We start from the raw sequence: 18,462 nt of genomic DNA, 5'->3' as shown, positions 1-18,462 counted from the left end.
AAGACGTGAGGGAGCGTCCGGGCAAGCAAGCGAAGGATCCCCCGGGGAACTCCCGGGGAATCCTTCGCTTACCTCAGTCAGCGGGGCAACAGGCCGGTCCTAGCGCCCGCCTCCGCCGATCACGCCCTTCTCTACAGCCTTCGTGACGGCGTCGGCCTCGGCCTGGGTCAGCGTGCCGTCGCTGACGGCCGTGTCCAGCCTGGTCTTCAGGGCTGCCGCGCGCCCCGCCTGGGCGGCCGCGCGGATTTCCTCCAGAGCCGCCGCGACCTTCGATTCCTCGACGCCAAGCTTCTCGGCCAGGGATTTGGCCATCGCCGCGTCCATGGCTGAACGGTCAGGCTTGGTGCCCTCGGCGGGCGGCGTCGTGGGCTTGTTGGCATCCCGGAACGCCTGGAGCGCCTCGGTCACCTTCGCCTCCTCAACCCCCAGCTTGGAGGCCAGGTCCGCCGCGAGCTGGCCGCGATCCCCCTTGTGTCCCCCGCGCTTGCCGAAGCCGTCGGCCGGCGCGGTAGTGTCTGCGGACGCACTGGCACTCGGGGTGGGGGTCGGGGTCTCGGCAGCCGACGCCATTCCCGTGACTCCCATTCCGGCACCAAGGGCCAACGCCCCGGCTGCAATGCCCAGCGTGATTCTCTTGCTACGTGACATGTGATGTCTCCTCGATCCGCCGTATGAAACGGCTCCTTGCGGAAGAACGGCTGGTTTGCACCGCCCTTCATACAAAGATGCAGGCCCGAGGTAAGGCACTGCTGTTTGGAACCTGTCGGCCTGCTGTGAATGCGGGCCGGGAGATCATGTCACTGCGCCGAAGGCGCCTCAGCGGCGCTTCTTCCGGCGCTTCGGCCATGTCACGTTCAACAGCAGCAATCCCAGCAGGAACGAGTCAACTGTCATGATTGCCGCCATGAGGTAGGCCCAACCGACCATCATGGGTTGTTCACCGCCAGACAACGGCCCGGGGTGCCGGGGTGCATCAGAATGCACATACTGATCTCCTGACTTGGATCCCCCAGCCACTCGATAGTTCAACAAGTGTGCCACGCCATCGTCCGGGAAGGAACGGCTTTCAGCGACCAATGGTGAGAGAACGACGGCGGGAGGTTCCCGCCGTCGTTCTCTGGCCTTTTGCCTGTCAATGGTCAGTTTTTGACCACGTCCAGTTCGATCACGGCCCAGGACAGCGCGGGCAGGGTTGCCCGGAGTTCGGAGCCGCTCGCCTTCGCCCCTTCCAGCGGCCGGAGCCCGACGCGGTCCGGGCTGCCCTGGGTGTTGGCCGTGAAGCGGTCCCCTCCGTCGGGGATTTCCAGGACCTCCGCCCGGAGCACCTGGCGGGCATCAAAACCGCGCAGCGTGACGTCGAGGTCTGCGGCTTCCTCGAGGCCGCGGTTTGCGAGGAAGAGCGCCACGCGGCCGGTCTCCTCGTTCCACGTTGCGCTGACGTCCACCAGGTCGGTGCCGCCGAACCGGGCGTTTTCGTACTTGTCGGAGTCGACGGAGAGGCGCAGGATCTGGCCCTTCGCCAGTTCGGCCATGCGTGCGAAGGGGTGGAAGATGGTCTGCCGCCAGGCCGGGCCGTTTTCCTCGCTGAAGATCGGGGCGATGACGTTGACCAGCTGCGCCTGGTTGGCGATCTTGACCCGGTCGCCGTGGCGCAGCAGCGAGTTGAGCAGGGTACCGACGACGACGGCGTCGGTCACGTTGTACTTGTCCTCGATGACCCGGGGGTGCTCGCGCCAGCCGGCCTTGGCCACCCGGTGCGGCTGGTCTTCGGTATCGAGGCCGCGCTGGTACCAGACGTTCCACTCGTCGAAGGACAGGTTGATGTGCTTCTTGTGCTTTCCCTTGGCACGGACGGCGTCAGCGGTGGCGATGACTGATTCGATGAAATAGTCGGTGTCGACGGCGCTGGCAAGGAAGCTGCCGACGTCGCCGTCATGCTCCTGGTAGTAGGCGTGCAGCGAGACGTAATCCACTTCCTCGTACGCGTGGGTCAGCACAGTCTGCTCCCACGCCCCGAACGTCGGCATGCCGGAGTTGGAGCTTCCGCAGGCCACGAGCTCGATGTCCGGGTCCACGAACCGCATGGCTTTGGCGGCCTCCTGTGCGAGCCGGCCGTACTCGTCCGCGGTTTTGTGGCCGATCTGCCAGGGTCCGTCCATTTCGTTGCCGAGGCACCACAGCTTGATGTTGAACGGGTCCTTGTGTCCGTTCCTGGCACGCAGGTCCGACAGATGGGTGCCGCCCGGATGGTTGGTGTACTCAACGATCTCCCGTGCCGCATCCACGCCCCTAGTGCCCAGGTTGATGGCTTCCATGATTTCCGTCCCGGCCTGCCGGGACCAGTCCACGAACTCATGCAGTCCGAAGGCGTTGGTTTCCAGGGTGTGCCAGGCGCCGTCGAGCCGCCGGGGGCGGTTTTCCCGGGGGCCGACCCCGTCTTCCCAGTTGTAGCCGGACACGAAGTTCCCGCCGGGGTAGCGGATGACTGTGGCCCCGAGTTCCTTGACGAGCTTGAGCACGTCCTGCCGGAAGCCGTTGGCGTCGGCCTCGGGATGGTCCGGTTCGTAGATTCCGGTGTAGACGCAGCGGCCCATGTGCTCAACAAAGGAGCCAAAAAGGCGGCGGGGCACCTCCCCGATGGTGAAGTCTCGGTCCAGGGTGATTCTTGCGCGGGACATGTGGGGTATCTCCTTTTGGTTGGACAGGTTCGTTGGAAATCAAAGGGCCGGTTCAGGTGCCGGCGAGTCCGGTCGTGGCAACGCCCTTGATGATCTGGCGCTGGAAGAACAGGAAAACCAGGATGAGCGGCAAGGCCGCGAGCAAGGCGGACGCCATGTTCTGTGCGTATTGGATGCCGTAGGCGCTCTTGATGGTCTGCAGTCCCACCGGAAGGGTCAGGATGGACCCGTCGTTGGTGGAGATGAAGGGCCAGAGGAAGTTGTTCCATGCGCTGATGAAAACGAAGATGGCGACGGCGGCGAGGATCGGGCGTGAAAGCGGCAGGATGATCTGCAGGAAGATCCGCATCCGGGTCGCGCCGTCCATCACCGCAGCCTCCTCGAGCTCACGCGGGATCTGGTCAAAGAACTTCTTGAGCACAAACACCATGGCGGGATGGATGACCTGCGGCAGGATGACGGCCCAGGACGTGTCGATCATGTGCAGCGCCACCATTTGATAGAACAGCGGAATCATCAGCACCGGCGGCGGAATGATGATGGAGGCGATGATCACCGTCATCAGGACTTTCTTGCCCCGGAAGTCAATGCGGGAGAGGGCATAGGCGACCAGCGCGGAGATGGCCAGCGTGATCACGGTGATGGCAGCGGAGGTGTAGAAGGAATTCCACGTCCACAGCGGGATGTTGCCGTCCTGGAACACTTTGACGAAGGCATCCGCGGTAAAGCCCGACGGCGGGAACCAGCTGACTTCCGGCGCTGCGGCGTCGGGCTCGCTCTTGAAGGCCGTGGCCGTCGCCCAGGCGAAGGGAACGAGCCACAGGACTGCAAGGACCGCCGCCACCGCCGTCACAGCGGCCTTGCCGGCCGTGATCTTCCTGCGCGGTTTTCGGACAGCCGGTCCGGCGGCGGTGCGCGGAGCGGGGCGGGTGAGGGTCTGGGTTGCCATGGTTATGCACTCCTGCGGCGTGTGACGAAGAACTGCATGACCGAGACGATCACGATCAGCCCGAAGAAGATGTAGGAGACGGCTGCGGAGTAGCCCAGCCGGTAGCCGGTAAACCCGGTTTCGAAGATGTACTGGACCACCGGCCGGGTTGAGCCGCTGGGGCCGCCGGCCGTCATCTGGTACACCTGATCGAAGATTTTCAGTGATGCCAGGATCTGGAGGAGGACGATCATCACGGTGGTCGGCGCCAGCTGAGGCAAGGTGATGGAGAAGAACTGCCGCCAGGCTCCGGCCCCGTCCAGGGACGCCGCCTCGTAGTGCTGGTGGGGGATGTTCTGCATGGCCGCCAGGTACAGCAGAAAGTTGAACCCGACGGTCCACCACAGGGTGGCGATGACGATGGCCCACATCGCCACATTCGGATCGTTCAGCCATGCCACTTTGGGCAGCCCGATTTTGGAGAGGGAATCGTTGATCAGCCCCAGCTGCGGGTTGTACATCCAGGTAAAGAAGAGCGAGACCACCGTCGAGGCCAGCAGGTACGGAGCAAAATACGACAGCCGCCACAGCCACTGCGCGGGGAGCCCGACGTTCAGCAGGGCCGCCATCACCAAGGCAACGAGCACCAAAGGAACGGTGCTGATCACGGTGAAGTAGAGCGTGTTGCCGAGGGAACGCCACATGTCCGCATCGGCCAGGGCCTCAGCGTAGTTGGCCAGGCCGATCAGGCTGTCGTTGGCACCGGTCAGGGACTTGCCGGTCAGGCTCATGAACAGGCCGTACAGAATGGGCCACACGAGGAAGACAAGGAAGAACGCCAGGAAAGGGGCGGCGAAGCCCCAGCCGGTGAGGTTGTCCCTGGTTCGGCGCGGACTGGACGGGGCCGCACGGGACGTTGTGAGACGGGGCCCGGGGGGACTCGAGGGCGGCGTGCGCTCAGCGCCGCGGCGGAATGTTGCTAAGGAACTCATCAGGGACTCCTTTGTCACTCGGGTGGCTCAGACCGGGTTGGGCCGGAAGAGAAGGGTGTTGGTGCGGTGCACGAAGGCGTCCCAGCCGTCGGCAGCCTTGTCGCGGCCGAGGAGCACGTTCTGCACGTTCTCCGCGAAGTACGTTTGCCAGTCCGAGCCCGAGCCGCTGAACCACGACTCGGGGTCGTAGGTGATGATGTCCGCCGCGTTGGCGTAGTGAATCTGGGGGGCGAGTTCCCGGTACGCCTGGGACTTCACAATCGGCTGATAGGCCGGGATGTGTCCGGCCTCGGCCCACGACAGCGACCCCTTGAGGACATCGCTGACGAACTTGTACACGCTGCGCCGCTTCTCGTCGTCGTCGTTTAACTGGCGGGGCAGGACAAAAGAATGCGAGTCGGCATAGGCAGCCGGGGTCCCGTAGAGCGTGGGGATGGTGGCCGCGTCCACGGGCAACCCGGCCTTCTGGGGAGCTCACGTCCTGCAGCTGCCCGTTCGCGGAGAGCACGCCGGCCTTGGCCGCAACGTCGGTGTTGTAGAACATGACGAAAGGATGGGAGTCCAGGGCGATGGAAAAAACCTGGCCGTTCTGTTGGCTCTTGTCCCAGATTCTGGGTGCGAAGCTCTCGGCCGTCACGCCGTGTTCGGCCAGCAAGGACATGTCCCAAGGATCGATGAGTCCCCCCGGCGCGTAGCCGGGAACCCGGCTGGCATGCATGATGGCCAGTTCCGGCGGACGGCCGCCGGCGGACGCCATGGCAAGCTTTGTGTAGTAGGGAGGCCCCCACGCCAGCACGGTGGGATGAACGGTGAAACCGGGATTGCCCTGGTTCGCCTTGCTGATCATTGCCTGCATCTTGATGCCGTCACCGCCGGACAGCAGATGCCAGAACGCGATGTCCTGCACAGCGGCGTTGGCACTTCCGCCGCAGCCGGTGAGGCCGGCCGCCGCGAGCATGCCGCCGAGGACGGCCGAACCTGCCAGTAACTGCCGCCGGTTCAGTTGTTTCCCGGCAAGAGAATCAAATTGCTTCACCCGTCACTCCTTTGGATGGGTCCGCTGAAAAGTAGTCCATGTGGCACACCAGCCTCGCTTGATCCGGTCCGTTCCGCAGGGGACCAGCCGGCCCGGTGTGACGCAGGCCCCACTTTACATCGATGTAATAGCGGCCACAAGGAAAAATTGTTAGCGCCAACAATCTGATAGCAGCGGCTCGATTAGAGGCCAGTGCTGTCCCGTTCCACAATCCTGTAGTCGACAGTCGCCACCCGTTGCGCGGCCGCACGGTCCGCCATCCGCTCGGTGAGCAGACGCAGCGCTTCGCTGGCTATCTGCCGCTTGTCGAAGGAAACGGTCGTCAGTGACGGCACGGCATACTGCCCGTCCGCGATGTCGTCGAACCCCGCCACGGCCACATCGGCCGGAACGCTGATTCCCCGCTTCCACAGCACGCTGAGCGCACCGATGGCCATGGAGTCGGTAAAACAGAACAGCGCGTCGGGGACCGGGTGGGAGTCCAGGTACGAGGTGAGCGCGGCCGCGGCCGTCTGCGGCGTCCACTTTTCGCAGGGGATCAGCAGCGAGTCGTCCCGGTCAATGCCCAGCTCGTCGAGTGCCACCTGGTAGCCGCGGGTGCGCAGGATTGCCGCGGCCGAGCTGCGGCCCTCGGCAGTTCCGAGCACAGCGATGCGACGCCGCCCGGTCCTGGCCAGTGCCAGCGTCATGTCGCGGGCAGCAGCAACGCTGTCCACCCACACGCGGTCAGCCAACTTTTGGGATACCTCCCCCAGCAGGACCACCGGGGGCAGCGAGACGCCCACCTTGACCGCACTCTCGTCCAGCACCACCGGATTGAGGATGAGCCCGTCAACCAGATTGGACCGGGCGCGGGACATGAGTTCGTATTCGCGCTGCGGATCGGATCCGGTTTCCTCGATCTGGACACTCCAGCCCTGCTCGTGCGCAACTTCGACCACGTTGTGCGCAATTTCCGCGGAGTAGGGGGTGGCCAGGTCAGGCAGCGCCAAGGCGATGACGCCCGACCTGCCGTTGCGCAAGCCGCGGGCGGAAAGGTTGGGCACGTAGTCCAGCTCGACCATGGCCTGCTCCACCCTGAGCCTGGTGGATCCACTGACCGGAACGACGCCGTTCATCACGTTCGAGACAGTCTTGGGGGAAACGCCAGCGCGTCGCGCCACGTCCTTGACGGTTGCGCGCACTGCTCCCCTTTCATGGTGCCCGGGCCGAAGCCAGCCGCAGATGGCGTCTGGTGCACTCTTGCTGATGATGTTACCGTCCGCCCCGCCGCGGCGGCGGAAGCGTCTTGACAAGAGGAATTGTTAGCGTTCACTGTTGGGTTTGACCGCCATCCCGACCGGAAAGCCGACGAATGAAGAACTGGGCAGGAAACCTGAACTACGCATCAACGGACGTCAGGCGGCCAGAGTCGGTGGCCGAACTCGCCGACGTGGTAGCGCGCGCCCGCCGGGTCAAGGCCCTGGGATCGCGCCACTCCTTCAACCGCGTGGGGGACACCGACGGCGTCCACGTGCTGCTGGACGCCCTGCCGCAGCACATCGAATTGGACCAGGAACGGCAGACGGTGCGCGTCACCGGCGGAGTGAGTTACGGTGCGCTGTGCCGCAGCTTGGAACAATCGGGCGCCGCCATCCACAACATGGCGTCGCTGCCCCACATTTCCGTCGCAGGAGCAGTGCAAACCGGTACCCACGGCTCTGGAGTAAACAACCCTTCCCTGGCCGGAGCGGTAGTGGGCATTGACATTATCAGGCCCTCCGGCGAGCAGGTTTCGCTCTCGCTCGGGGACGGGGACGAGTTCCTGGGAAGCGTTGTGGGCCTGGGTGCCCTTGGCATCGTCACCGGCCTTGAGCTCGCCGTCAGGCCAAGCTTCCGGATGCGCCAGCGCGTTCTGGAGAACCTGCCGTGGGAACGGGCACTGGCCGACTTCACACAGCTGGTATCCAGCGCCTACAGCGTGAGCCTGTTTACCGACTACGCGGGCGATGCCATCAGCCAGGTCTGGCTCAAGGCCCTGGATTCCGAGCCTCCCATTCAGGACCGGTTTGGGGCCACGCCCGCCACCCGCCCCCGGCACCCGCTGCCTGGTATGTCAGGCGACAACTGCACCGTCCAGATGGATGAGCCCGGACCCTGGCTGGACCGGCTGCCGCACTTCCGCCACGAGTTCACGCCCAGCAAAGGCGAGGAGCTGCAGAGCGAATTCATCCTGCCGCTGGAGCATGCGCCTGCCGCGCTCGAGGCAGTGCGGAGTCTGGCGGACAAACTCGCGCCGCTGCTGTTTGTCTCCGAGATCCGGACGGGCGCCGCTGACGAGTTCTGGCTCAGCCCCTTCCACCGGCAGCAGAGTGTGGCCCTGCACTTCACCTGGAAGCCGCTGCAGCAAGAGGTGGAAGCGGTTCTTCCCCGGCTCGAAGACCTGCTGCGGCCGTTCGGTGCCAGACCGCACTGGGGCAAGCTCTTCTCGGCCGCCGGCCACGACTGGGAGTCGCTCTATCCCCGCTTTGCCGATTTCCGGTTGCTGGCAGCGGCGCACGATCCGGCGGGCAAGTTCCGCAACGGGCTGCTGGACAGCCTCCTCGGCGTCCCGACGGTAACCGCACGTTAAACCAACGAATCCGCCGTCACCGTGAGGGGACGGCGGATTCGCATCCGGCCTGTCGGTTGAAACCGGCTGATACTAGATAATGGCGGCGCGGAGTTCCTTGGCGGCAAGTGCGGGGTCCGCTGCGCTGTAGATGGAACCGCCGACGACGGCGACGTCCGCGCCGGCGCGCTGCACAGCGTTGATGGTGGAGAGGTTCACGCCACCGGCCACGGAGAACGGCACGCGGGCTTCCTCGCCGGCGCTGAGCAGCACGTCCAGGTCGTAGCCCGGCTTGGCCTGCTCATCCAGGCCCGCGTGCATCTCCACGAACTTCGCACCCAGCGCGCGGGCTTCCTTGGCGCGGGTCACCTTGTCCTCAACGCCGATCAGGTCGACAACGACGCCCTTGTTGTGCGCCTTGGCTGCCTTGACTGCGCCGGCGATGGTGGAGTCGTCGGCCCCGCCGAGGACCGAGACGAGGTCTGCGCCGGCGCTGAAGGCGATGTCGGCTTCGAGTTCGCCGGCGTCCATGGTCTTCAGGTCGGCGAAGACGATCTTGTCCGGGTGTGCGGTCTTCACGGCGGTCACGGCGGACAGGCCGGCGTTCTTCACCAGCGGGGTGCCGAGCTCAATGATGTCAACGTATTCGGCGACCTTGCCGGCGAGCTCCAGGGCGGCTTCGACGGTCAGGACATCCATGGCGACTTGCAGTTTCATAGGTAATTCTCTTTCTCTTTGGATTGAGGCTGGTTTTTGGTGGTGGTCAGGGATGAATGGACGGCTATTCGAGGTTCGCGTGCCGCTGCCAGAGTTCCTCCGGGGATGCCGCGTCCTCGTCCCACAAGCTTTGGAACACCGCTTCGGTGGTGGCAAACAGCACCTGCTCGAACAGGCTTCCCGAGTACTGCCGGGACAAAGCGGAACCGTGGTCCGTCTTCTGGGCGGCGGGGATGAGTACGACGGCGGAGGCTGCCTTGGCGAGCGGGGAACCGGCGTTTGTGGTGTAGACGGCGATCCGCGCGTCCTGCGCGGCGGCGGTCTCCGCCGCCTTGACGACGCCGGCGGTGGTGCCGGAACCGGACGCCGCGAGGAGCAGGTCTCCGGAGCGGATGGCGGGTGCGGTGATCTCCCCCACGACATGCACGGTCAGCCCGAGGTGCATCAGCCGCATGGCGGCCATCTTCAGGACGAGGCCGCTCCGCCCCGCGCCGGTCACGAAGATCCTGTCGGCCAGCCTCAGTTCGGTGACCAGGGCCGCGACCTGCGCCGGATCGACGCGCTGGAACACTTCGCTGATTTCGTCCTGGACAAGGGTCCGGTTGCGGTCAAAGGACCGGGATACGTCGGCCAGGGCGGCCGGACCGGTTTCTGAGACGACGCTCATTGGCAGGTTCCTCCTTCACGAAAGTTGTTACCTGTTCATCCTCGCCTGCCTGTTGGGTGGGTCCAACGCTTTGATCGGACGGTTGTAACCACCCAAAGGGGTAGGCAAATCCGCAAGACACCGTAAACTGGGCAGGTGGTAACCTCCGTCGAAGCCTCCGAAGCCCCTCCCCCACCCCTGCTGCCCGATGCAGGGCTGCTGGATTTGAGCACGTTCGTCCTCAACGCGCAGCCGCTGCTGGACGCCATCGCCGCGCTGTCCACCGCGCCGCTGGCCACCATCGCGGCACGGCTGCGGGACGCGACACTCCCCTATGTACGCAGCAGTGCCCTGGTCATCTTCACGGAGGACTGCACGGGCCGGCCGCAGAAGAAGGCCGGCGACGAAGCCATCATCAGCCGCGTATCCATTGCGGAACTTGACCACATCCGGGCATCGGTGTCCGGCGAAGGAGATTCCGATGAAGGAGCGTCCGGCTCCCCATGGCTCGGCGAAGCCGTGCTCGGCGGCGTGAAGCGCCCGGTCCTGGCCCTTTCCTCACCGAGCAACGCGCTGCTGGTCCTCGCCGATCCGCAGCCCCTGCCGGATCCTGCCGACCGGGCCCCTGCTGAGCGCCTGCTCCGCTACCTTTGGACGCTGGCCGCCGAGCGGATCCGGGAAAAGGTGGCGGATGCACCGCCGTCGTACCTCATTGAGTCCCGCGCGGCATCGGCCGAGCGGGTGAGGGTGACAGCCGAACTCGTGGACAGGCACTCCACCACCCTCGAAACCCTGCTCGCCGCGCTGCGTTCCCCCTCCCTTGCCGACGACGCTGCGCGCAAGGCGGCCACAGAATCCGCGGCCAGGGCCCTGGTGGGACTCCGCACGCTCAGCGACCGCACCAACGAACTGGTGGAGGAACCCGTCTCTTCAGCGTTCCAGCGCCTCCGCGAGGATCTGAAACCGCTGATGCACTTCAGCGGCATTGACGTCCAGTTCATCGAACCTCCCGTCAACGGCCGCGCCCTGCCCGGCGAGGTGGCCCACGCCGCCCGGGCAATCGTCCGCGGACTGGTGCTGGCCATGGTGGACCAAGGCGGGGTGCGCCGGATCCGGACGCAGTGGGATTGCGACGGTGAGAACCTGTTGGTCAACGTGCGCGACGACGGTCCGGGTGAACTGTCCGGAGAGGCACCGAATATGGCCCGCCTCGGTCACCGGGTGGAAGCCCTGAACGGCCGCATGTCGGTCGATGTGATGCCCGGCTGGGGCGCCGACGTCGCCGTCGCAATCCCCCTCGACCCGCCGGCGCGCCAGATCGCCGACGTTTCCGAATGGAAGCTCGGCGACCGCGAGCTGGAGGTACTCCAGCTGCTGGCCGCCGGGCAGCGGAACCGGGCCATCGCCTCGAAACTGCACATCAGCGAGAACACGGTGAAGTTCCACCTGCGGAACATCTTCCGGAAGGTGGGTGCGTCCTCCCGCACGGAAGCCATCGCGATGGCGCACAGCAAGGGCCTCCGGTAGGCGGGAGCCGGAGCTTCGAGCGGAAGGACGGGACTCCATGGCGATCGATGTCCGCCCGGCAGACCGGTTCGAGGACGTTAAGGCGATGGTCGGGCCGAAGCGGCCGGATGCCAACGTGTGCTGGTGCCTGAGCTACCGCATCCCCTCCAAGCAGCACCTCGAACTGCACGGAACCGAGCGCGGCGAAATGATGAAGCAACTGGTGGCGCAGGATCCGCCGCCCGGCGTCCTCGCCTACGACGGCGACGAGGTGGTGGGCTGGGCAGCCGTCCATCCGCGTGCCGACACCACTTTTGCCCGCAACCGCAAGATTCCGCACGTGGACGACCTCGATGTGTGGTCTGTGTGGTGCATCCGGGTGCGGCCCGGGCACCGGGGCAGTGGCATCTCGCATCATCTGCTGCAGGGCGCCGTCGACTTCGCCAGGAATTACGGCGCGCCCGCCATCGAGGGCTACCCCGTGGACAACCAGGGCCACAAGGTGGATCTCACGATGGCCTACGTCGGCACACGGTCGCTCTTCGAAGGCGCGGGGTTCACCAAAGCTGCGGACACGGACTCCGTCATCAACGGCTTCCCGCGCGTGCTGATGCGTCTCAACCTGCGCTGACTTCGGGCCCGGGCCCGTCAAGCCTGTTAATGCAATGTCAGCCCAGTCACACTCCCGGACTAGGATCGAACTGTGCAATAGACCAGAGGACGCCTCGGCGGCCTTGTGGCAGGTAAGCGAGCCGCAGAAATTACTTGAGAGTATGGAGCATGGCTTCGAAGACTGACCCTGAATCTGAGATCGACAGCGAGGCAGGCCAACACGGCGGCGTCCAGTCGGTAGACCGCGCCCTCGCAGTCCTGGAGATCCTGGCCCGGGACGGCCACGCCGGCGTGAGCGACATAGCCGAGGAGATGGGCATCCACAAGTCCACCGTGTCCCGGCTGCTCGGGTCCCTGGTCAGCAGGGACATCGTCCACCAGAACAGCGAACGTGGAAAGTACCAGCTCGGCTTCGGCATCCTGCGCCTGGCCAGCTCCATCCCCGGCCGGCTGAGCCTGGTCCGCGAAGCCCGGCCCGTGCTGGAAGGCCTGGCCGACGCGTTCAAGGAAACCGTGAACCTGGCCGTGCTTCGCTCGAACTACGCGGTGAACGTTGACCAGGCCATGGGCCCCTCCACGCTGGCCACGTACGACTGGGTGGGCAGCCTGACGCCGCTGCACGCCACGTCCAGCGGCAAGATTCTGCTGGCAGCACTGTCCGCGGACGACCGCGACAGGATCCTGAAAGAGACCGGGCTCCCGGCCCGCACGCCGCGGACCATCACCAGCCGGGACAAACTCGACGAACAGCTCCTCGACGTTGTCCGGAACGGCTATGCGGTGACCCTGGAGGAATTCGAGATCGGGCTGAAATCCATGGCGGTGCCGGTGTACAACCATGTTGGATCGGTCATCGGAGCCATCAGCATCTCCGGCCCCGCCTTCCGCTTCGACCCGGAAAAGACACCGGGACTCCTCGAGGCACTGAAGGAGGCCGGGCTGCAGATCAGCGCGAACATGGGGTACACCCGTCGCTAGAGGAGCGCTTGCTGAGCCTGACGAAATTAACGGTGGTTGAGCCTGACGAAATTAACGGTGGTTGAGCCTGTCGAAACCGGGTTTCGACAGGCTCAACCACCGACCCGACAAGCCTAGGAGGCGGGGACGGTTGGGGCACCTGCTGCTTAATGCACCGCCGTGGCAACCAGCCCGGGCTGGCCCTCCGGCTTGGGCGCCGGAGCTGCCAGGTTGCGCCGCCACTTGGTGAACAGCCGTGGCTGGTTCATTCCCAGGACAGCAACGGCGTCGTCGCCGCGGTAATACACGGCAAGGAAGCTGTGCTCCTGGGGATCACCCGCCTCTACTTCCACGCGGTCGTAGCCGGAGGAATGACCGGCGAACTGGATCTTGACGCCGTGCTGGTCAGACCAGAAATACGGCGGCTTCGACGGCTGCTCCGGAGCATTGCTGTCCAAGAGGACCTGAACGGCCAGCGCCGCGCGCTCCAGGGCACCCGTCCAATGCTCGACCCGGCGGTGGCCGCCGCGGGCCTTATCGAACCAGGCAGCGCAGTCCCCCACTGCGACGATGCCCGGAACGTTGGTGCGGCCCATGGCGTCGCACAGCACGCCCGAGCCGAGCTCGACTCCGGATCCTTCCAGCCACTCCGTGTTCGGTTCTGCGCCAATGCCCACCACGACGACGTCCGTTTCCAGATACCGGCCGTCAGCCAGTGTGAGCCCGGAAACGACGCCCTCGCCGGTATGGAATTCTTCGATGACGGCACCGCAAATCAGATTGACGCCGTTGGCCCGGTGCAGCTTGGCGACTACGTCCCCCATGTCCTGCCCGAGTTGCGCCGTAAACGGGACGGGGGCGTTGTTGATCATGGTCACCTCCATTCCCCGTGACGCAGCGGCGGAGGCTACTTCCGCGCCGATAAAGCCGGCGCCGATAACAGTCATGCGGGCGCCCGGCACCAGCCGCGGCGTCAGTCCTTGGGCATCGGCGATGGTCCGAAGGTAGAAAACATTCTCAAGCCCTTCCAGGGCCGGCAGCTTCCGGGCGCGCGCGCCGGTCGCTATCACGATGCCGTCGGCACTGACGGAGGTGCCGTCGTGCAGCCGAATGGTCCGTGAAGCTACATCCAAGCCAATCGCTCCGCCTCCGAGGAGCCACTCCGCCTGCAACCCGTCATCGTCAGTTTCCAGGAAGAGGTCCTCGGACGTGATGGTGCCGAGCAGAAAATCCTTGGATAGCGGGGGCCTGTCGTAGGGACGGTGGTGCTCATCGCCAATGATGATCAACCTTCCGGTGAAGCCCTGGGCGCGGGCGGCCCTGGCGGCGGAGAGGCCGGCCAGCGAGGCTCCGACGATCGCAAGCGTCTGCATAATCTCCCACTTCCAATTGCTGTATACGCAACATGAATCGCTATATGCAACAGCGTGAGGGATCCCACACCGGCCTGTCAACCTTCGCCGACACAGAGTAAAAGGGTAGGTAACGGCTAAAAAAATGCTTGACATCGCTTGTGGCCGAGCGCACTCTGTTGCATAACGCGAAGTCTGTTGATTCCTCCGAAACAAAAAGAAGCGGCGCCGTTCACAGCCCGCACAATCTCATCCCTCTATCAAAAAAGAGGTGCTTTATGCACAAGGCCTGCCCCCTCAGCGAACTCGCTCCCGGAGAGGCGCTGCGCCTGGATACCGCCCCGCCCATCGCTGTCTTCCACACGGAAGAAGGCGAGCTTTTCGCCCTCGACGACACGTGCACGCACCAGGATGCCTCCCTGGCCGACGGATATGTTGAGGATTGCTGGGTCGAATGCCCCCTGCACGCCTCCAAGTTCAACCTCCGCACCGGTTCAGTAGACGCGCCCCCGGCCAAACTGCCGGTCCGCCACCACGAGGTCAAGGTTGTTGACGGCGACATTATGGTCATCGAATCCGACGAGGCGCCCAACCTGCCTCCGGGACTGACAGCAGAAGGCCATATCTAAGCCCGACCCATGACACTCGCCGAGCAAAGGACCCGCTCATGGCAACAAATAGTGACGTCAAACCAACACCTGTACAGCTGCCCGCCGGCGACCAGCCGGCAGATGCCGCAACTAACCCGCACCCCGCCAATAAGAAAACCAAGGAAGCACTAATCGTGGCCACTGTGGATGATCCGGAAGAGGTGGCCCTCCAGCCGGAAACAGCAGCAACGAGCCTGCCCGGCTCCGAAGAGTACGAACAGATTCTCCACGAGCTGCGACAGACCGAAGCTGAACAGGCGGCGGGCCTGGGCAGGCGCCGCTCCCTCCCCCTTGATAAGACAACGTTCGGCATCACCGGCGTCCTGGCCCTCGCCTTCGTCATCTGGGGCTTTTCCGGGCGGGAGAGCCTGGCAACAACATCCCAGAACGCCCTCAATTGGGTGATGCAGTACACCGGCTGGCTGTTCATGGGCCTGGCCTCCCTCTTCGTCGTTTTCGTGCTGTGGCTGGCCCTTGGCAAGTTCGGCAACATCCCGCTGGGCAAGGACGGCGAGAAACCCGAATTCCGGACCGTGTCCTGGGTGGCCATGATGTTTGCCGCGGGCATGGGCATCGGGCTCATGTTCTACGGCGTGGCCGAGCCGCTCTACCACTACGTCTCACCCCCGCCCGGAACCGTGGACGGACGCACCCCGGATGCCATCCAGACCGCCATGGCAACGTCCATCTTCCACTGGACCCTGCACCCCTGGGCAATGTACGCCGTGGTGGGCATCGCTATGGCCTACGGCACCTACCGCCTCGGCCGCAGGCAACTGATCTCCGCAGCCTTCACCTCGCTCTTCGGCGTCAGGACGGTCGAAGGTCCGGTCGGGAAATTCATCAACATTCTGGCCATCTTCGCCACGCTCTTCGGCACCGCCGCCTCCCTGGGCCTGGGTGCCCTGCAGATCGGCAGCGGCATGACCTCCAACGGCTGGGTGGGAGAGGTCGGCACGCCGTTCCTCGTGGGGATCGTCGCCATCCTGACAACCTGCTTCGTCGCCTCCGCGGTCTCCGGCATCAGCCGCGGCATCCAGTGGCTCTCCAACATCAACATGGTGCTGGCCGTCATCCTGGCCCTCACCGTCTTCGTCGCCGGCCCCACCCTCTTCATCCTCAACCTGATTCCTTCCGCAGTCGGCGATTACGCCCGGGACCTGGCGGAAATGTCCTCCCGCACCGAGGCCGTCGGAGACGAGGCCCTGCGCACCTGGATGTCCGGCTGGACCATCTTCTACTGGGCTTGGTGGATCTCCTGGACGCCGTTCGTCGGACTGTTCATCGCCCGCATCAGCCGCGGCCGCACCATCCGCCAGTTCGTCACCGGCGTCCTGCTGGTGCCCAGCGTCGTCAGCGTGATCTGGTTCGGCATCTTCGGCGGCGCCGCCTTCCACGTGCAGCAGGAGGCCGACAAGGCCAATACCCCCGGCCTGGTCACCATGGTCGACGGGACCCCCTCCGTCAATTTTGACGGCGCCCTCTTCGACCTGGTCAAGAACCTGGGCATGCCAGTCTGGGCCACCGCGGCAGTCATCGTCCTGGCAATGGTCCTGGTTGCCATCTTCTTCGTCACCGGCGCAGACGCCGCCTCCATCGTGATGGGATCCCTCAGCTCCAACGGCGCCGAGGAACCCCGCCGCGGAGTCGTCATCTTCTGGGGCACGCTGACCGGCGCCGTCGCCGCCGTCATGCTCCTGGCCGGTGGCAACGAACCCTCAGAAGCCCTGTCCGGCCTGCAGCGCATCACCATCGTTGCCGCCCTGCCGTTCGTGCTGGTCATGCTCCTGCTCTGTTTCGCCATAACCCGCGACCTCCGGCATGACCCGCTGTCCCTGCGGCGGCGGCTGGCCACCTCCGTCATGGAACGGGCCATCCGGACCGGCGTGGAACAACACGGCGGCGTCCAGTTCGACCTCGTGACCACTCACCAGTGCGATGAACGGTGCCCGGACGGTTCGCCATGTGCAGGCGGAACCAAGCCCGACTCTCCAGATGTCAAGGAATAGGTGTTCATATCAAGACAATTCAGCTGGGCATCCCCCGGCTTCCCGGCAGAAGCGGGGGCGGGCTGCCGATGCCGCCAACCCGGCCCTCCGAAGTTCCGGCCGGACTGCTGGACAGATTCGGGCGCCAGGCAACAGATCTGCGGTTGTCCCTCACGGACAAATGCAACCTTCGGTGCTCATATTGCATGCCCGCGCAAGGCTTGGAATGGCTGTCCAAACAATCCCTGATGACCCCCGATGAGATCGTGCGGATTGTTGGCATCAGTGTCGACAAACTGGCCATCAAGGAACTCCGGCTTACCGGCGGCGAGCCCCTGGTACGCCCTGACCTGGTGAACATCATCCGGGCCCTGCGCCAGCAGCACCCCGATCTGCCTATATCCATGACCACAAACGGCGTCGGACTGGACAAGAAGGCCGGGGCACTCAAGGACGCCGGGCTCACCCGAATCAATGTCTCACTCGATTCCCTTCACGAAGAGACGTTCGAATTGCTCACCAGGCGCCCGTTCCTCACCAAGGTGCTGGCTGGAGTCGAAGCGGCGAGGACTGCGGGGTTGGGACCGATCAAAATCAACGCGGTCCTGATGCGGGGCATCAACGACGCTGAAGCGTCCCCGCTCCTCGCATGGGCATTGCAACACGACTACGAGCTGCGATTCATCGAGCAGATGCCGCTTGATGCAGATCACGGCTGGACGCGCCGCGACATGGTCACTGCTGCCGAAATCCGTGAACTGCTCTCCCAAGAGTTCATCCTCACCCCTGACCTTCGGGAGCGGGCCGGAGCCCCGGCAGAACGCTTCCAGGTCAGGAAGCGAGCTGCTGCTCAGGGTGAATCCCCCGGTCCCGCCCTGGGGACCGTGGGCATCATCGCTTCCGTCACGGAACCATTCTGCGGCGACTGCAGGCGCACGCGCATCACGGCGGAGGGCAAGCTCATGAGCTGCCTGTTCTCCCGCGAGGAATTCGATCTCCTGGGCCTCATGCGCGCAGGGGCGGATGACGAAGAAATCGCCCGCTGCTGGCAGGACGCGATGTGGATCAAGCCGCGTGCCCACGGCATGGACCACTCCGGCCTGGATTCCACGGACTACAAGCAGTCGGGCCGTAGCATGAGCACCATCGGAGGCTGAAAAACAATGTTGGTACGCTACTTCGCCGCGGCATGTTCGGCCGCCGGCGTGGAAGAAGAACGTCATGACCTGGCTGCTGGCGTGATGCTGAGTGAACTCCTGACAGCCGTACTTGCGATTGACCGGCCGGACCCACCGGCGGGAACTCCTCCGCTCGCAGGGATCATCGCCCGGAGCAGCTTCCTTCACAACGAAGTTGCTGTACGGGACCTCGGTCTGAGGCTTGGCCCGGAGGATGTCATCGACGTTCTGCCACCCTTTGCCGGCGGCTGACCCCCGGCGGCGGAGCTTGGTTCTCAGCTCATTGACACTGCACAGCCACCGCCACTAGCATCGGTCATATATCAGTTCGATACTGACCGCATATCAGGCTTTTCCTCGCTCCAGATGGTGGCCCGACGCCGACTCCGCACCGCCGGAGCGCCGGAGGCCGGCAGCGGATACCCGAGGGGAATCCGGCAACGGTGACCGTTGCAAAGCAAACTACCCGCCTGGGCAGAAGTCCGGAAGGCATGGCCACTCTGGCAGCCAGAGCGAAAGGAACACGAACTCATGGTTCATAAAGTCAAGGCAGTTGTTGTCAAGGAGAAGGACGCTCCGGTGTCGGTGGAGACGATTCTGGTGCCGGATCCGGGGCCGGGTGAGGCTTTGGT

At 64.7% G+C, this 18,462-nt stretch carries 16 protein-coding genes and 1 pseudogene; 8 read left to right on the top strand and 9 right to left on the bottom strand.

What is annotated here, in order from left to right:
- Nucleotides 1-99: 99 nt before the first annotated feature.
- The 6 genes and pseudogenes from AC3A3W_RS03945 to AC3A3W_RS03920 all read right to left on the bottom strand — a co-directional run bounded on the left by AC3A3W_RS03945 (nucleotide 100) and on the right by AC3A3W_RS03920 (nucleotide 6,818).
- Nucleotides 100-648, bottom strand: a complete 549-nt coding sequence (locus AC3A3W_RS03945; protein WP_487440569.1) for a hypothetical protein — start codon at nucleotides 646-648, stop codon at nucleotides 100-102.
- A 491-nt stretch (nucleotides 649-1,139) separates the two neighbouring features.
- A complete protein-coding gene (gene arfA / locus AC3A3W_RS03940; protein ID WP_487440568.1) occupies nucleotides 1,140-2,678 on the bottom strand; it encodes an arabinosylfuranosidase ArfA in 1,539 nt (512 codons plus the stop codon).
- A gap of 52 nt (nucleotides 2,679-2,730) precedes the next feature.
- Nucleotides 2,731-3,627, bottom strand: a complete 897-nt coding sequence (locus AC3A3W_RS03935; protein ID WP_487440567.1) for a carbohydrate ABC transporter permease — start codon at nucleotides 3,625-3,627, stop codon at nucleotides 2,731-2,733.
- A gap of 2 nt (nucleotides 3,628-3,629) precedes the next feature.
- Entirely contained in the window at nucleotides 3,630-4,598 is a 969-nt protein-coding gene (locus AC3A3W_RS03930) for a carbohydrate ABC transporter permease (RefSeq protein WP_487440566.1), read from the bottom strand.
- A gap of 27 nt (nucleotides 4,599-4,625) precedes the next feature.
- A pseudogene (locus AC3A3W_RS03925) lies at nucleotides 4,626-5,634 on the bottom strand (ABC transporter substrate-binding protein).
- A 182-nt stretch (nucleotides 5,635-5,816) separates the two neighbouring features.
- Nucleotides 5,817-6,818 (bottom strand): LacI family DNA-binding transcriptional regulator, encoded by a 1,002-nt coding sequence (locus AC3A3W_RS03920; RefSeq protein ID WP_487440571.1) that lies wholly within the window; start codon nucleotides 6,816-6,818, stop codon nucleotides 5,817-5,819.
- A 170-nt stretch (nucleotides 6,819-6,988) separates the two neighbouring features.
- Here AC3A3W_RS03920 and AC3A3W_RS03915 point away from each other — a divergent pair, with 170 nt between their 5' ends.
- Nucleotides 6,989-8,245 carry an FAD-binding protein gene (locus AC3A3W_RS03915; protein ID WP_487440565.1) on the top strand — a complete coding sequence of 419 codons (1,257 nt, stop codon included), beginning with the start codon at nucleotides 6,989-6,991 and terminating at the stop codon, nucleotides 8,243-8,245.
- A 72-nt stretch (nucleotides 8,246-8,317) separates the two neighbouring features.
- Here the strand turns inward: AC3A3W_RS03915 and hxlA are convergent, their stop codons facing one another.
- Nucleotides 8,318-8,941 (bottom strand): 3-hexulose-6-phosphate synthase, encoded by a 624-nt coding sequence (hxlA, locus tag AC3A3W_RS03910; protein ID WP_487440564.1) that lies wholly within the window; start codon nucleotides 8,939-8,941, stop codon nucleotides 8,318-8,320.
- A gap of 64 nt (nucleotides 8,942-9,005) precedes the next feature.
- Nucleotides 9,006-9,608, bottom strand: a complete 603-nt coding sequence (gene hxlB, locus AC3A3W_RS03905; protein WP_487440563.1) for a 6-phospho-3-hexuloisomerase — start codon at nucleotides 9,606-9,608, stop codon at nucleotides 9,006-9,008.
- 180 nt (nucleotides 9,609-9,788) lie between these two features.
- On the opposite strand from hxlB, the gene AC3A3W_RS03900 reads away from it, so the two are divergent.
- From AC3A3W_RS03900 to AC3A3W_RS03890, 3 genes are all read left to right on the top strand, one after another.
- On the top strand, nucleotides 9,789-11,114 hold the full coding sequence (locus AC3A3W_RS03900) for a helix-turn-helix transcriptional regulator (RefSeq protein WP_487440570.1): 1,326 nt from the start codon (nucleotides 9,789-9,791) through the stop codon (nucleotides 11,112-11,114).
- Nucleotides 11,115-11,151: 37 nt separating this feature from the next.
- On the top strand, nucleotides 11,152-11,724 hold the full coding sequence (locus AC3A3W_RS03895) for a GNAT family N-acetyltransferase (protein WP_487440562.1): 573 nt from the start codon (nucleotides 11,152-11,154) through the stop codon (nucleotides 11,722-11,724).
- A gap of 149 nt (nucleotides 11,725-11,873) precedes the next feature.
- Complete coding sequence (locus AC3A3W_RS03890) at nucleotides 11,874-12,683, top strand: IclR family transcriptional regulator (protein ID WP_487440561.1); 810 nt, start codon at nucleotides 11,874-11,876, stop codon at nucleotides 12,681-12,683.
- 146 nt (nucleotides 12,684-12,829) lie between these two features.
- Here the strand turns inward: AC3A3W_RS03890 and AC3A3W_RS03885 are convergent, their stop codons facing one another.
- Nucleotides 12,830-14,035, bottom strand: a complete 1,206-nt coding sequence (locus AC3A3W_RS03885; protein ID WP_487440560.1) for an NAD(P)/FAD-dependent oxidoreductase — start codon at nucleotides 14,033-14,035, stop codon at nucleotides 12,830-12,832.
- Between the two features lie 257 nt (nucleotides 14,036-14,292).
- Here AC3A3W_RS03885 and AC3A3W_RS03880 point away from each other — a divergent pair, with 257 nt between their 5' ends.
- The 4 genes from AC3A3W_RS03880 (at nucleotide 14,293) to AC3A3W_RS03865 (ending at nucleotide 18,082) form a co-directional block, all read left to right on the top strand.
- A complete protein-coding gene (locus AC3A3W_RS03880) occupies nucleotides 14,293-14,643 on the top strand; it encodes a bifunctional 3-phenylpropionate/cinnamic acid dioxygenase ferredoxin subunit (protein WP_487440559.1) in 351 nt (116 codons plus the stop codon).
- Between the two features lie 38 nt (nucleotides 14,644-14,681).
- Nucleotides 14,682-16,673: a BCCT family transporter gene (locus AC3A3W_RS03875; RefSeq protein WP_487440558.1), complete on the top strand. Its 1,992-nt coding sequence runs from the start codon at nucleotides 14,682-14,684 to the stop codon at nucleotides 16,671-16,673.
- Between the two features lie 68 nt (nucleotides 16,674-16,741).
- On the top strand, nucleotides 16,742-17,809 hold the full coding sequence (moaA, locus tag AC3A3W_RS03870; protein ID WP_487440557.1) for a GTP 3',8-cyclase MoaA: 1,068 nt from the start codon (nucleotides 16,742-16,744) through the stop codon (nucleotides 17,807-17,809).
- A 6-nt stretch (nucleotides 17,810-17,815) separates the two neighbouring features.
- A complete protein-coding gene (locus AC3A3W_RS03865; RefSeq protein ID WP_487440556.1) occupies nucleotides 17,816-18,082 on the top strand; it encodes a MoaD/ThiS family protein in 267 nt (88 codons plus the stop codon).
- The last annotated feature ends 380 nt before the right edge of the window (nucleotides 18,083-18,462 follow it).

The organism is Arthrobacter sp. Soil_N43 (genome assembly GCF_057655195.1).
This window is presented reverse-complemented; position numbering and strand designations above follow the sequence as displayed.

What these genes read in the sequence shown, in the direction of transcription:
- AC3A3W_RS03935 (WP_487440567.1), bottom strand. Translation starts at nt 3,627, where the DNA reads ATGGCAACCCAGACCCTCACCCGCCCCGCTCCGCGCACCGCCGCCGGA.
- AC3A3W_RS03885 (WP_487440560.1), bottom strand. Translation starts at nt 14,035, where the DNA reads ATGCAGACGCTTGCGATCGTCGGAGCCTCGCTGGCCGGCCTCTCCGCC.
- AC3A3W_RS03875 (WP_487440558.1), top strand. Translation starts at nt 14,682, where the DNA reads ATGGCAACAAATAGTGACGTCAAACCAACACCTGTACAGCTGCCCGCC.
- AC3A3W_RS03865 (WP_487440556.1), top strand. Translation starts at nt 17,816, where the DNA reads ATGTTGGTACGCTACTTCGCCGCGGCATGTTCGGCCGCCGGCGTGGAA.
- AC3A3W_RS03890 (WP_487440561.1), top strand. Translation starts at nt 11,874, where the DNA reads ATGGCTTCGAAGACTGACCCTGAATCTGAGATCGACAGCGAGGCAGGC.
- moaA (WP_487440557.1), top strand. Translation starts at nt 16,742, where the DNA reads ATGCCGCCAACCCGGCCCTCCGAAGTTCCGGCCGGACTGCTGGACAGA.
- AC3A3W_RS03880 (WP_487440559.1), top strand. Translation starts at nt 14,293, where the DNA reads ATGCACAAGGCCTGCCCCCTCAGCGAACTCGCTCCCGGAGAGGCGCTG.
- hxlB (WP_487440563.1), bottom strand. Translation starts at nt 9,608, where the DNA reads ATGAGCGTCGTCTCAGAAACCGGTCCGGCCGCCCTGGCCGACGTATCC.
- AC3A3W_RS03945 (WP_487440569.1), bottom strand. Translation starts at nt 648, where the DNA reads ATGTCACGTAGCAAGAGAATCACGCTGGGCATTGCAGCCGGGGCGTTG.
- AC3A3W_RS03895 (WP_487440562.1), top strand. Translation starts at nt 11,152, where the DNA reads ATGGCGATCGATGTCCGCCCGGCAGACCGGTTCGAGGACGTTAAGGCG.
- arfA (WP_487440568.1), bottom strand. Translation starts at nt 2,678, where the DNA reads ATGTCCCGCGCAAGAATCACCCTGGACCGAGACTTCACCATCGGGGAG.
- AC3A3W_RS03915 (WP_487440565.1), top strand. Translation starts at nt 6,989, where the DNA reads ATGAAGAACTGGGCAGGAAACCTGAACTACGCATCAACGGACGTCAGG.
- hxlA (WP_487440564.1), bottom strand. Translation starts at nt 8,941, where the DNA reads ATGAAACTGCAAGTCGCCATGGATGTCCTGACCGTCGAAGCCGCCCTG.
- AC3A3W_RS03930 (WP_487440566.1), bottom strand. Translation starts at nt 4,598, where the DNA reads ATGAGTTCCTTAGCAACATTCCGCCGCGGCGCTGAGCGCACGCCGCCC.